The sequence below is a fragment of the Mesorhizobium sp. CNPSo 4689 genome, from assembly GCF_057784325.1.
The window spans coordinates 39,974-52,489 of the sequence record NZ_JBWLUZ010000008.1 but is presented as its reverse complement, the minus strand read 5'-3'; the positions used below and the strand labels follow the sequence as shown (position 1 = coordinate 52,489).

12 protein-coding genes and 1 tRNA gene are annotated in these 12,516 nt (G+C 60.1%); 7 read left to right on the top strand and 6 right to left on the bottom strand.

Features of this window, described 5'->3' with window-relative positions; genetic code table 11:
* The first annotated feature begins 126 nt into the window (after positions 1–126).
* The 4 genes from AC04SI_RS14210 to AC04SI_RS14195 all read left to right on the top strand — a co-directional run bounded on the left by AC04SI_RS14210 (position 127) and on the right by AC04SI_RS14195 (position 4,358).
* Positions 127–203, top strand: a tRNA-Met gene (locus AC04SI_RS14210).
* 648 nt (positions 204–851) lie between these two features.
* Complete coding sequence (locus AC04SI_RS14205; protein WP_192177984.1) at positions 852–1,991, top strand: substrate-binding protein; 1,140 nt, start codon at positions 852–854, stop codon at positions 1,989–1,991.
* A gap of 26 nt (positions 1,992–2,017) precedes the next feature.
* Entirely contained in the window at positions 2,018–3,523 is a 1,506-nt protein-coding gene (locus AC04SI_RS14200) for a DUF5939 domain-containing protein (protein ID WP_488474374.1), read from the top strand.
* Between the two features lie 517 nt (positions 3,524–4,040).
* Positions 4,041–4,358: a hypothetical protein gene (locus AC04SI_RS14195; RefSeq protein ID WP_488474373.1), complete on the top strand. Its 318-nt coding sequence runs from the start codon at positions 4,041–4,043 to the stop codon at positions 4,356–4,358.
* Positions 4,359–4,631: 273 nt separating this feature from the next.
* Here the strand turns inward: AC04SI_RS14195 and AC04SI_RS14190 are convergent, their stop codons facing one another.
* Positions 4,632–5,528: a LysR family transcriptional regulator gene (locus tag AC04SI_RS14190; protein ID WP_006203596.1), complete on the bottom strand. Its 897-nt coding sequence runs from the start codon at positions 5,526–5,528 to the stop codon at positions 4,632–4,634.
* A 139-nt stretch (positions 5,529–5,667) separates the two neighbouring features.
* On the opposite strand from AC04SI_RS14190, the gene AC04SI_RS14185 reads away from it, so the two are divergent.
* The gene (locus AC04SI_RS14185) at positions 5,668–5,997 is read left to right on the top strand and encodes a nuclear transport factor 2 family protein (protein WP_006203597.1); all 330 of its coding nucleotides are present in this window, start codon (positions 5,668–5,670) and stop codon (positions 5,995–5,997) included.
* Complete coding sequence (locus tag AC04SI_RS14180; RefSeq protein ID WP_006203598.1) at positions 5,994–6,773, top strand: SDR family oxidoreductase; 780 nt, start codon at positions 5,994–5,996, stop codon at positions 6,771–6,773. Before AC04SI_RS14185 ends, AC04SI_RS14180 begins: the two co-directional genes overlap by 4 nt.
* A gap of 146 nt (positions 6,774–6,919) precedes the next feature.
* Here the strand turns inward: AC04SI_RS14180 and AC04SI_RS14175 are convergent, their stop codons facing one another.
* On the bottom strand, positions 6,920–7,390 hold the full coding sequence (locus tag AC04SI_RS14175) for a MarR family winged helix-turn-helix transcriptional regulator (protein ID WP_006203600.1): 471 nt from the start codon (positions 7,388–7,390) through the stop codon (positions 6,920–6,922).
* A gap of 181 nt (positions 7,391–7,571) precedes the next feature.
* Between AC04SI_RS14175 and AC04SI_RS14170 the strand changes: the two genes are divergently transcribed.
* On the top strand, positions 7,572–8,315 hold the full coding sequence (locus AC04SI_RS14170) for an alpha/beta fold hydrolase (RefSeq protein WP_488474407.1): 744 nt from the start codon (positions 7,572–7,574) through the stop codon (positions 8,313–8,315).
* A 270-nt stretch (positions 8,316–8,585) separates the two neighbouring features.
* On the opposite strand, the gene AC04SI_RS14165 is transcribed toward AC04SI_RS14170, so the two are convergent.
* The 4 genes from AC04SI_RS14165 to AC04SI_RS14150 all read right to left on the bottom strand — a co-directional run bounded on the left by AC04SI_RS14165 (position 8,586) and on the right by AC04SI_RS14150 (position 12,304).
* On the bottom strand, positions 8,586–8,993 hold the full coding sequence (locus AC04SI_RS14165) for a hypothetical protein (protein ID WP_488474372.1): 408 nt from the start codon (positions 8,991–8,993) through the stop codon (positions 8,586–8,588).
* Entirely contained in the window at positions 8,993–10,318 is a 1,326-nt protein-coding gene (locus AC04SI_RS14160) for a recombinase family protein (RefSeq protein ID WP_488474371.1), read from the bottom strand. The genes AC04SI_RS14165 and AC04SI_RS14160 overlap by 1 nt, the downstream gene beginning before the upstream one ends.
* A gap of 5 nt (positions 10,319–10,323) precedes the next feature.
* Entirely contained in the window at positions 10,324–10,761 is a 438-nt protein-coding gene (locus AC04SI_RS14155; protein ID WP_488474370.1) for a DUF2924 domain-containing protein, read from the bottom strand.
* Positions 10,762–10,954: 193 nt separating this feature from the next.
* Positions 10,955–12,304, bottom strand: coding sequence for a phage/plasmid primase, P4 family (locus AC04SI_RS14150; protein WP_488474369.1), 1,350 nt, complete (start codon positions 12,302–12,304; stop codon positions 10,955–10,957).
* Positions 12,305–12,516 lie beyond the last annotated feature (212 nt).

Here is a 12,516-nt window from a genome sequence, read left to right as displayed (position 1 = left end):
ATGCCGGCACGCAGGCCGCTTCGAAGCTTGACAGGCTTGCCCTCCCAACCTTATATCCGCGCGACCTTGGTGAACGCCTCGACATGCCTTGCAATTTAAGGCGGATTTCGAGCCTTTCGCCGCCCTGGCGGGGTAGCTCAGTTGGTTAGAGCACGGGAATCATAATCCTGGGGTCGGGGGTTCAAGTCCCTCTCCCGCTACCACCCTCAAATTCCGAACAATTCTCTGGCTCGTTTGCAGGGTCGACAAAGCCCAGCATTTGCGCCGTTTGGGTCGAAAGCTGGGGAGTGCGAAGACCACGTTTTCCCCCAAACTGTTCTCCGAATGCCCATCATTCTCCGAAGCTGGGGAGTAGCCCCAAAAAATCCCTAGGTTTTGACGACAGCAATATCAATGCTTTAGCGCCGGCCATGCTGCGGGCAGTTTTGCGGTTCGCTCGCCTGCCAAACAAGACCACAACTATGCCATCGCTCCCTAGGTCCGGCTTGCGCCAGGACCGGACCTTGCCAATTATGTCATGTCCGCGCATGTCGCGTCTCGACCCTGCCGACTTCCTTAGGGCCTGAGCACGGGCAAATGCTGAACCCAAAGCGGTTTTCCGGATACGCATCGTAACTCCGTTGGCGCGGACGAAGGCAGCATGAACCATGTCCAGCCCTCGATTGCTCCAAACTCCGACCCTGCTATTGTGTGCGAGTTCGACTCCAGACAGGGCCGTTACCCATCAGAGGGGGTCACCCGAAATGACGGAGGAGGCAGTGCAGCGTCGTTTGACCGCCATCCTCGCTGCCGGTGTGGTCGGCTACAGCCGGCTCATGAGTTTCGATGTGGGCGGATGAGAGGTATCTGCTATGGCGCAAGCGTCCATCAAAGTCGGCATGATCGCGGAAGAGACAGGAGCACTTTCGTTCATGGGCCGCGCCAACGCCAACGTGGCAAGGATGGTGGTTGACGAGATCAACACCGACGGCGGACTGCTGGGGCGGAAGATCGAGCTCTATCTCGAGGACGGCGCAACGACCGACACTGTCGCGGAGGCCAAGGCGGCCAAGCTTGTGGCGCAGGACAAGGTGGATGTGATCTTCGGCGGCATCTACAGCTCCACGCGGCAGGCCATCAAAGGCCCAGCCGTCGTGAAGGGCAGGACGCTTTACATCTACCCCGAGCAATACGAAGGCCAGGAATGCGACCCACTGATTTTCTGCACCGGCCCAGTGCCGGCGCAGCAGCTCGACCCGCTCATTCCCTGGCTGATGCGCAAGACCGGGGCCAAGACATTCTACCTCCCGTCCGCAGACTACATCTGGCCGCACGTGATGAACGAGAGGGTCCGCCAGCTCGTCAACGCCGAAGGTGGCAGCATCGTCGGCGAGGAATACTATCCGCTCGATCACATGGAATACGGCGAAACGGTTGAGAGGATCATGTCCAGCGGAGCGGAGGTGGTGTTCAATACCATCGTTCCGCCTGGGGTCGTGCCATTTTTCGCGCAACTCCATGACGCTGGCTTCCAGAACCGCGGCGGGCGGCTAATCTGCACGTATTTCGACGAGAATCTGCTCGGCCTGCTGCCGCCGCCGCATGTGGAAGGCCTCTACGGCTGCCTCGACTACTACCAGAACGTCAGCGATCCCTTCAGCAAGACGCTGCTTCGCGCGTACGACGAGCGCTATCGCGGCAACGAGCAATTCACGGGCGGCAGCGCTTGCTCGGGCCTCTACAGAGGGATGAAGCTTTGGGCGGCGGCCGTGAACGAGGCCAACTCGCTCCGCCAGGAGGACGTCATCGCAGCCCTCGATCACGCAAGGATCGTCGAAGGGCCGGGCGGTCCCGCAGAAATGGTTCCTGGCCAGCACCACGTCCGTATGAACATGTATATCGCCCAGGCGCAGAACGGCCGTTTCGAGATCGTCGAGAGCCTGGGGGCCATCGACCCGGACGAGGCGATGGTACCGTCCGCCGCGGATTTCGGCCGGGGGCCGATAGCGTAGTCAGTCCGTCAGGTAGGGTGCATGAGATGAGTGTCCTGTCTCCGGTGAACGATAGTGTCCTGAGCGAGCGCCTCGGCGCACTCCGATCGGCAAGAGACTGGGTACCAAACGTTCTACCGGAGCTCGAACGCTTCATCCGCACTGCCGATGATTATGATCTCTTTCGCGTCAACCCAATCCAATACGGCAGCGCTGTCGACCTTTCCGAGGCGGACGCAATAGAGTTGTTCGTGCATGCCGCCAAGGTGGGCCTGTTCGAGATGGACTGGCTCCTCATCTGCGCATATTGCCCACAAGTCGCCGGGAGCTTTCGCGAACTTGACCAGGTCCATCCGCGCTTTCAGTGCGCGTTTTGCAACGCGATCAACGATGTCGCGCTGGACGACTACATTCAGGTCACCTTTACGATCTCGAGCGGCGTGCGGGACATCAGGTTCCGGCATCCCGAAGTGCTGTCTGTCGAGGATTTTTACCTCCGCTACAACTTTTCCAAGGGCTTCATCGCGCCGCATGGGATGACGCACCAGCAATTGGTCGCCGCGCTCTCGCGGGGTTTCGCCGATATAGAGCCCCACGAGGACCGAAGCTTCGACTTCGACGTCACAGCAGGCCGTTTCGAGGTACTGGATCTGAGCCACAAACTCCTTCTGGTCTTCTTCGCAGACGGGGAGCCGGCGGATCCGCAACGGACAACGGTCCAGCTCGAGTCGGGCCGCTTCCTCCTGCCTGACCGGCCCACAGCACCAAGAGACATGATTCTCGGTGACGGAAGATTCTCGTTTCGGCAGACAGCCGATCTCAGTCCAGGTAAGCACACAATCCAGATCGAGAACCGGACCGATGATCGCGGTCGCTTCTGGTTCGTCCAGTATCCCTTCGGTTTCGAGCCTCATCTGGTCGAGTATGAACCGCTTCTCACCGGCAAGCGGTTGCTGCTCACCCCAAGCTTCAGTGAACTCTACAAGGCGCAGCTTGTGGACGAAGGCGAGAGCCTTCAAGTCTCCGACGTGACTTTTCTTTTCACCGATCTAAAGCAGTCGACTCCCTTGTATGAAGCCGCGGGCGACGTGAACGCATATTTCCTTGTTCGCCAGCACTTCGAGATACTGAACAAAATCATTCGGGAACGATCCGGCACCATCGTCAAGACGATCGGCGACGCGGTCATGGCCGGTTTCGAGCGCCCCCAGGACGCCGTCCGCGCCTCCATCGAGATGATCGAAGAACTGTCGCAATTCAACCGGACCGCTTCGCGTCCACTCGGCCTCAAGGTTGGTGTCCACAGGGGGCGGGCGATTGCAGTGACGCTAAACGACCGCATCGACTATTTCGGACACGACGTGAATATCGCGGCACGAGTGCAAGGCCTAGCCGACGTGAACGAAGTTTGCATCAGTGCAGCGGTGATGGAGGTGCCGGGCGTCGCTGACATCGTCCAATCACGTCCGGTGTCGCGCAACTACGAGAACCTCAGGGGCATCGGCCAAAAGATGGAAGTCCATCGCATAGCGATCATGCCGACGCAGACATGACCGCGATGCTAAGGTGGAGGATGGAGCTTCCCCCAGATTGCTGAGGGCAGTTTTGCGGTTCGCTCGCCTGTCAAAAAAGACCACAACTAAGCCATCGCTCGCAAGGTCCGGCTTGCGCCAACTACGGACATCGCCAAGCCACCACTCGGACGTCGCGTTTTGGGCCGGAAGCAGATCGGCAGCTTTCGAGCATCCAGTCGGCAAAAGCAGCCATTCGGCTCCCGGACCCCATCTCGGTCGTTCATGGCAGGAAGTGACGGCTCTGAAAGCAGACCTTGCAGGTGGCCGTCGTCATGGATCATAGCTCGTGCTGTGAGCAACGGCCGGATCAACGAGCGCGCCTACGAGCCTTCGATGGCGGAACTCAGCCTCACCTGGTTCCACCGGCTCATCGCAATCTACTGCCTGCTCTTCGGCGTGCTCTGTCTGATCGGCCTCCATGACAGGCCGCTGTGGCGCTTTGACAACGCGCGCGAGAAACGTAAACCTCAACGTGGCCGTTGGAGGGATAACCCAAATGAAATCTTTCCTGATCTCCCTTCTCATCTCGACCTCGTTTGCCACTGGGGTGCATGCCGATACTGATATGGGCAGGATTAAGTTCACAGTCGCTATGCTGGCTGACGTGCCAATTCTAGGCGACACGTGCAGCGTGCCGGCCGAAAAGAAGGCGGCGGCTAGCGCGATGCTAGACGGCATTATCGAAGTACATCCCGACTTCGCATATATTATTGACGAGGTCCGAGCAGAGCGATTAGCAAGACCTCTTACGCAAAAACAGGAAACAACCTATTGCCCGGTTTTGATACGTTTCTTAGACTCAGTTTTGCATTAGCTTCGCCGCGCGCACGACTCCAACTCAAGGCGCGGTTGAAGGGGGCCTTTGCGCGACGGCGTGGGCCTTTCCTTTGCCCGGTGATAGAACCGCGATCACTCGGACCTAGGACATCACCGGTAGTGTCCGCTTTAGGCAGTGGCACAGCTAACTTTATTGACCGACACGAGGCGCGTTGCTGCCGTCGCGATTGAGGTCTAGCGTTCGAATCCCTTCTGGCGTCGAGCTGCGCTGGAACCGTCTCCTTTAAGCATTGATCTGTGCACCGGAGCGTTACCCATTCGCAAAATCGCGGGCCGCCTGAATGAATGCTGTAAAGGCAGCTGGCGGATTCTTCCTGCCAGGGTAATAGAGCGCGAGTGGGGCCAGAGAGGGCGTCCAGTCCTCGAGAACGCGCACCAGTCGCCCCGCGGCAATGTCATCGCGCACATCTGCTTCCATGACGTATCCGAGCCCGACTCCATTCTGAGCGGCTATCCTGACAAGGCTTGATTCATCGAGGGTCATCGAGCCTTGCACATCGATCTGAACAGCGTTCCCGTCCTTCTCGAATTTCCACCGAAACAAGGCGTTGTTGGGGAGACGCGCACGGATGCAGCGAAACCGGTATAGGTCGGCTGGTACGGTGGGCCTGCCATAAGTGCGCAGGAAGTCGGGTGATGCCACGACGGCATTGCTGCGTTTCAGGCCGAGTGGCACGGCAATCATGTCAGTCGGCACCAGATCGGCCGGCCTCAGGCCCAAGTCGAAGCCTGCCGCAACGATGTCGACGATCCGTCCCTCCGTGACCAGATCGATATGCACCTGAGGATAGCGCCGCATGAACGACAGGATGAGCGGTTCGATTACCTCTCGGGCCGCTGTTGCAAAGGCATTGATGCGCAATGTGCCTGTCGGAGTTTCCTGAAGAGATTGGACCGTAAGCATTGCATCGTGGATGTCCGACATCGCCGGCCCAACGCGCTCGACAAATGTCTTTCCCGCGTCTGTTAGCGAGACGCTTCGCGTTGTGCGGTTGAACAGACGAACGGCTAGGCGCTGCTCAAGCTTTGCGATGGCATTGCTGAGTGCCGTCGTCGACATGCCAAGCTCGAGCGCGGCCGCCCGAAACGAGCTAAGGCGGGCGATGCTGAGAACGGCGTCCAGATCGACCAGTAGAGATCGAGTCATTGTCCCTCTTTTCGTAATTCCTCATCCTGATTTGTCCCAGTTATTAAGTCAATCGTCCAGCCTTAGATTGTCCTGGTCGACCTTCAGAGGGTCGCGGCCCACGGCCGGCACAGGCTGGAAACATGATTGGAAGACCAGGATGACGATCAAACTACCCAAAGGCATCGAAGGCTATTTCGACGCCGACCGAGATGGCAGGCCCGATGCTGTCGCAGCCGCCTTTACCGAAAACGGCAGCGTGAAGGATAAGGGCAAGACCCATAAGGGTCGTGATGCCATTCGCAAGTGGATGGCTGATGAAAGCAAGCAATACAGCTACACGGTCGAGCCCTTCTTGATCGCCACTGAGAACGGGAAGACCGAGGTGACGGCCCATGCCGTCGGCACCTTCCCCGGAAGCCCGATTGATCTGCGATTCCTCTTCGTCCTGGTGGGTGACAAGGTCGCAGAACTGGAGATTACGGTATGACACCCTTCCTCACGCTGCAGGGGCGTCGGGCCCTGATCACCGGCGGTACTTCGGGCGCCGGCGCCGCAACCGTGGCGCTCTTCCAGGAGCTTGGCGCCCGGGTGCTCACCACCGCTCGCACCAAGCCGGCGAACTTCTCCGGTGCGGCATTTGTCGAAGCCGACCTGACCACCAAGGCGGGGGTCCAAACCGTCGTCGACGCGGTGCATCGTGATCTTGGTGGGCTCGATATCCTCGTGAACGTGCTAGGCGGCTCTTCCGCCCCTTCAGGCGGCTTTGCTGCGCTCACGGATGAGGAGTGGGACAGGGAGTTCAATCTCAACTTCTTTCCGGCGGTCCGGCTTGATCATGCTCTCATCCCCGGCATGGTCGCTCAGGGGAGAGGCGTCGTTATCCACGTGACCTCGATCCAGAGAAATCTTCCGTTACCCGAGGCGACAACCGGCTATGCCTCGGCCAAGGCAGCCCTCAACACGTACAGCAAGAGCATCTCCAAGGAGGTTTCTCCGAAGGGCGTGCGGGTGGTGCGGGTTTCTCCCGGCTGGATTGCCGATCCGGGGGCCAACGGTCTGGCCCTGCGCATAGCCGAGGAAGCCGGCATTGACTACGACGCCGCAGTGCAGGTGATCATGAACTCGCTCGGCGGCATACCGCTGGGACGACCGGCGAAGCCGGAGGAGGTCGCCGACCTGATCGCGTTCCTTGCATCCGATCGAGCAGCGTCCATTACCGGGACAGAGCATGTGATCGACGGTGGGACTGTTCCGACCGCTTGAGCAAAAGACGGTGTGCCGGCTCATCGCGACCTTCATGTGCTGGGAGGGATCGGCAAGGCCTAGCTAGATAATGCCCGTGGCCGCTGCGGTTGGGATAAACTGCCGCGGCTCCGTTCACCGATAGAACCCGACCCCGACATATCGGCTCACGAAGGCGCAGCCCAGCTGCCCAGTTTCGCGTAGATATCATCACGCAATTGCCTGACCTGATGATTGAGCGAACCGAGTTGATATGGCGTGTGGCCGGAGCTGTCCAGAAGCGCATCGCCCAAACAGCCCGCCCGCGACCGGAGCGCGCGGCCCTGATCGGTCAAACCGATGACCACCTGCCGCTCATTGTCGGGATTGCGAGTCCGCCGCAGCAGCCCTGCGCTTTCCAGACGCTTGAGCAGGGGCGTCAGGGTACTCGATTCAAGGGCGAGTTTCTCGCCGATATGGCCAACCGTCTGCTCGTCCTCCTGCCACAGCACGTTCAGCACGAGGTATTGCGGATAGGTCAGGCCGAGTTGATCCAGCCAGGGCTTGTACAGCCGCTGGATGGCCATGCCCGCCGAGTAGATGGCGTAGCAGACCTGATGGTCGAGGGGCACGGGATCGTTCGATTTCTGTTTGGCCATGAGGGTCTCCTTCCGCTTGGCTTATAGCTAATGTTTTCGTGGAAAGATATATCGCGATAACAATTATGATTGACATTCATCGAGGAGACAGCTAGAAGGCAATTATCGCGATAATTAATATCGCGACAACAAAAGGAGAGAGACAGTGAAAGCCAGCACCATCATCGCCACCACCGCAGCGATCGGCATCGCAACCGTTGCCCACTCCGCTGAAAAGATTCCTGACACCCAGGTCGTCAGGAACGTTGTCCTCGTCCACGGCGCGTTTGCCGATGGCTCCGGATGGCGCGGCGTCTATGACAATCTCACTCAGCGTGGCTACAAGGTCACCATCGTGCAGAATCCGCTGACCTCACTGGCCGACGATGTCGCCGCCACGAAACGAGCAATTGAACGTCAGGACGGCCCCACCATTCTCGTCGGTCATTCCTGGGGTGGCGTCATGATCACCGAAGCGGGCATCGATCCCAAGGTCACCGGCCTCGTCTATGTCTCCGCACTGTCGCCCGATGCCGGCGAAACGACCGCGCAGCAATATGAGGGCTATACGACGCCGCCAGAGTTCGTGATCGAACCGACGGCTGATGGTTTCGGCATCCTAAAGGCTGGCACATTCAAGGCGGGCTTTGCAGCCGATACGACCGACGAAGACGCTGCCTTCCTGGAGAACTCCCAGGTGCCGATCAACCTGTCGTCGTTCGGCATCAAGCTCAAGAATGCCGCATGGCACACCACGCCGAGCTGGGCGGTCATCGCTCGTCAGGACAAGGCTTTCGATCAGCGCATGCTGCAGGACATGGCCAAGCGCATTGGCGCAAAGGTGACTGAGGTCGACGCCAGCCATGCGCTGTTCTTCACGCAGCCGGCCGTGATCGCTGATGTCATCGATGAGGCCGCGAAGAGCACGACGCAAGCCGCCCAGTGAAACCGGGCGCAAACAATGGGCAGACGGCGAAAAACCGTCTGCTAGCTCGCTAGGATCTGTCCCCTGTATCCGATACCTCACGCATCATCGCGCGGGGCGCCGTCGGACCAGTCAGCACAATTCGCCAGTTATGCAATCCGCCACTGGACCTTACAATTACCGACGTCTGCTTTCGGGATGCGCAGCTTCGGCCGATGTGACCGGTTTGAGGCGCAAAGCAGTCATGCGCGCCTTCACCTGCGAAAGCCTGCTTGGGTTAAAACCAGACCTTCACAAGCAGCAGCCATCGCGCCGTTGGCGCTCCCACTCAACGGGAAACCCGCGCACCAGCGGCTGCAATTGCATCGTCGGAGGCTGTCGCCCGTCGAGGATTGCCTCGACCACATCCGGCGCCAAGAGCGTTAGTCGAAGCATGTGGGACACGAACGACCGGTCGAGTTTCTCAGCCGCAGCGAGTTCGCTGATCGTCGCGTGTTGCCCTGATTCCAGCTCATGCTGCCAGTGGAATGCCTGGACAAGGGCTCTCAGTAGCGTGTTGTCGATGCGCGGTCGCGACGGGCCCCAAGGCTCTGCTCCAGCCGGGGACACGACAAGTTTGCGACCGCCACGCTTGCGGATCGCCATCGGGATGGAGACCGTTAGCAAACTGCCGTCGCGGCTGATCTCGCGGTTGTTCATCAGGCGGCCCTATCCAGGTTTGGTCGTTCCCGAAGCTCCGCTATGACACTGGCGATGCCTTCGGTCCGAAGGCGGATGGAGATGCCGTCTACATCGACGTCGATGCGCTCGACCAATAGCTGGATAATGCGCGCCTGCTCGGCGGGAAAGAGTTCTCCCCAAAGACTATCGAACTGAACCAGTGCGTCGCGCACCTCGGTCTCGCTGATCTCGTCGCCGTGCTCGCGCGCGACCGCCCAGGTCTTCACAATCATCTCTGGCGAGCGCAGCAGGATGCGGACCTGATCGATGACTGCGGCCTCGATCTCGCCGGCAGGCAGGCGCCGTACCGAGCAGGTTTCCGGCCCGAGCTTCTGCACGCTGGTAGTGACGTAGTAACGGTAGAGCCGCCCCTTCTTCCTGGTATGGGCAGGGGTCATGGCGTAGCCGTTGGGTGCGAAGATCAGTCCCCTGAGCAATGCCGGGTTCTGCCGGCGACAATGCCCTGCCCGCTTTCGCGGGTCCTCGGCAATGATCGAGCGCACCTTGTCCCACAGATCCCGGCTGATTATTGCCTGGTGTTCGCCGGGATAGGCAGTGCCCTTGTGGACGGCCTCACCGACGTACACCCGGTTGCTAAGCAGCTTGTAGAGATATCCCTTATCAATGGGTCTCCCGCCGCGGCTGGTGATGCCCTCGGCGTTGAGGGTTCGTGAAAGAGTCGTCGCCGAACCGACAGAGAGAAACCGCTCGAAGATCATGCGGACGGTTGCGGCCTCGTCATCCTGGATAATCAGCTTGCGGTTTTCTACGCGGTAGCCCAGCGGGACGTTCCCTCCCATCCACATGCCCTTGCGGCGAGACGCAGCGAATTTGTCGCGAATGCGCTCGCCAATTACCTCCCGCTCGAACTGAGCGAATGAGAGCAGGATGTTGAGTGTGAGCCGTCCCATCGAGGTCGTTGTGTTGAACGACTGTGTGATCGACACGAACGTGACGTCATTTGCCTCGAAGACCTCGACCAGTTTCGAGAAATCGGACAGCGAACGCGAGAGCCGATCGATCTTGTAGACGACGACCACGTCGATCAAACCGGACTCGATATCCTTCAACAGGCGCCTTAGCGCCGGCCGCTCAAGCGTTCCACCGGAGATGCCACCGTCGTCATAGCGGTCAGGCACGAGAACCCATCCCTCGGCCCGCTGGCTGGCCACGTACGCCTCGCAGGCCTCCCTCTGGGCGTCGAGGGAGTTGAATTCCATACCGAGGCCCTCTTCCGAGGACTTGCGCGTGTAAACCGCGCAGCGGAGTTTTCTGATGATTTGCTTCTGCGGAGTGACTGCCATCGTCGTCACCCGTTGCCCTTCTGGGTTCGCAAGCCGAAGAACAGCCAGCCATTCCAGCGCGTGCCCGTGATTGTGCGCGCAATCGCAGAGAGCGATTTGTAGGGGCGACCCTGATATTCGAAGCCGCCGGTCAGCACCGTGGCGATGTGCTGCTCACCCTGCCATTCACGCAGCAGCCGCGTGCCCGTAACCGGCATGTTGTCTTTTCTGGTGCCAGAGCGCCGAGGCTCCAACTGCTCGGCCAATTCCGCGAGCCGTTTCACGGTCTCGGGCTTCAATCCGCCGTAGGCCAGTTCCTGGATGCGATAGGCTAGGCGGCTCTCGAGGAACTTCCTGTTGTAGGGGGGCGGCTCCGAGGCGAAGAGGTCGCGCCATCTGGCCTTCAGGGCAACGATGTCGGTCGTCTTCAGCTCAGCAAGGCGGGCCAGCACATTGTCGGTCATTGGCGCTTCTCCGTCGATGAAGTTTCGACGGCACCACCGCTCTGGTTGGGAACGAAGTCGACAAAACTATTCTCCAACTCCGCAGATAGTCCGCTTGACTGTCGCGCACGAAGACCCATCAGGCCGGCCGCCAAGATTCTTGCAACTTCGGCGAGACGCTCAGCGGCCTTCAACCGATCGGGAGAGAGTGGGTTCATACCCTCCGTCCCGAGGTGACTGCGGCTTTCAGCCTGAGACCTTGGATTGCACGTCTCTGTGCTGTTCGGCCGGCCGGATAACCACGGGCCTGTAATTCCTGAACGAATGCACGTTGCGATCCCGCCTCCTCCGCCCGGTCGCGTGCCCAACTGGCCCAGAGGCGAAACAATTCGGTGCTTCCGATCGAGGATGCAGGGTCGATTTCGCAACAGTTGGCGATGAACCCTCCGACGAGGTCCTGGTTGTCCAGATAGAGGTCCGACAGCTTTCTCACCGGCGCAGGTGGACTGAGGCCGACCAGTTGCCAGGACAAGCAGCCTTGCACCGCCCAGGCTAGAATCCCATTCCTCTCGGCCAGGAGGCGCTCTGTCAGCGACGAGTCGCGTTCGGCAGCCGGTACTGTTTTCCGGAAGGGAATTATCTGGAGGCGCCGCCGGACCGCCTCGTCTACGCCATCGAGGGCAGGCATCTGGTTGCCGGTTATCATCAGTTTGAACTGCGGCGTGAAGGTGAAGAAGTCCTGCCGCATCAGCCGGGCTGCCACCTGATCGCCCCCCGTCAGCGACTTCATGCGGCTTTCAGCGAAACGGGCTCGCCGTTCGACTTCCGGCACGAGAACAAGCCTGACGCCCTTAAGCCCGGCCAGCTCGGTCGGATGCCGAGCAACGTTCGTGGCGGTAAGAAGGTCCGACGCCGCTGCTGCCGCGTAGTCGCCGAGAATGGTGCGCAGGACGTTGGTGAAGACGGATTTGCCGTTGCCGCCCGAACCCATCAGGAAGAACATGGCGTGCTCGCGCGTGGAACCGGTAAGGCAGTAGCCGGCAACTCTCTGCAAGTAACTCTGCAGATCGGCGTCCCCCGCGCAGATGCTCTCCAGGAATTTCTGCCACCGCGGCGCGGTCCCCTCGACCCAAGCCGCCGCCATCCTGGTCATGGAAAGGTCGGGGTCGTGCGCGCTGATTTCGCCGGTCGCGAGATCGGCGACTCCGCAGGGCGTGTTCAGCAGCCATGGGTTTGCGTCCCATCCTTCATCATCGAATGCGAGGCGAGCGTCGGATCGGGCGAGTACCTCCACGGCCATTACCTTGGCTGCGGACGCAAGGCGAAGCGCGGCGGCGCGATCATCTGTCGCCATTGCCGTGCTTCGGCAAATACGCCGGATTGACTCCCGGATTGTGGAACGATCAGAACGCCAGCGCGCTCCGTCCCAGATCATCCAGTTCCCCGTGGCAATTGACAGCCGCACATAGCTCTCGTTGGTTTCGGCGAACTCGAGAGCCAATGCGTCGTCGCTCAGCGATGGAGAACCGCGCGAGAGAGAAGCCACCTTCTTTCGACCAGCCATCAGTCTTTGCTCCGTCCGGACGAGAGCGGTGTCAAAGGATCAACGCGGGAGGCCTGTTCGTATTCGAGCACGTCGTTGAGAACGTAGGCTATCCTCCCACCCAGGCGGAGGTAGGCTGCTCCGGTTCCGTTCTGCCGCCAGCGTTGCAGGGTTCGCCTGCTGACTCGCCAGCGTGCCGCGAGAGCGGCTTCGTTCAGGTGTTGCTGCACGCC

Coding starts and splice junctions, on each gene's coding strand:
- AC04SI_RS14150 (WP_488474369.1), bottom strand. CDS start 12,304: ATGGCTGGTCGAAAGAAGGTGGCTTCTCTCTCGCGCGGTTCTCCATCG.
- AC04SI_RS14190 (WP_006203596.1), bottom strand. CDS start 5,528: ATGACTCGATCTCTACTGGTCGATCTGGACGCCGTTCTCAGCATCGCC.
- AC04SI_RS14185 (WP_006203597.1), top strand. CDS start 5,668: ATGACGATCAAACTACCCAAAGGCATCGAAGGCTATTTCGACGCCGAC.
- AC04SI_RS14195 (WP_488474373.1), top strand. CDS start 4,041: ATGAAATCTTTCCTGATCTCCCTTCTCATCTCGACCTCGTTTGCCACT.
- AC04SI_RS14200 (WP_488474374.1), top strand. CDS start 2,018: ATGAGTGTCCTGTCTCCGGTGAACGATAGTGTCCTGAGCGAGCGCCTC.
- AC04SI_RS14160 (WP_488474371.1), bottom strand. CDS start 10,318: ATGGCAGTCACTCCGCAGAAGCAAATCATCAGAAAACTCCGCTGCGCG.
- AC04SI_RS14175 (WP_006203600.1), bottom strand. CDS start 7,390: ATGGCCAAACAGAAATCGAACGATCCCGTGCCCCTCGACCATCAGGTC.
- AC04SI_RS14155 (WP_488474370.1), bottom strand. CDS start 10,761: ATGACCGACAATGTGCTGGCCCGCCTTGCTGAGCTGAAGACGACCGAC.
- AC04SI_RS14205 (WP_192177984.1), top strand. CDS start 852: ATGGCGCAAGCGTCCATCAAAGTCGGCATGATCGCGGAAGAGACAGGA.
- AC04SI_RS14165 (WP_488474372.1), bottom strand. CDS start 8,993: ATGAACAACCGCGAGATCAGCCGCGACGGCAGTTTGCTAACGGTCTCC.
- AC04SI_RS14180 (WP_006203598.1), top strand. CDS start 5,994: ATGACACCCTTCCTCACGCTGCAGGGGCGTCGGGCCCTGATCACCGGC.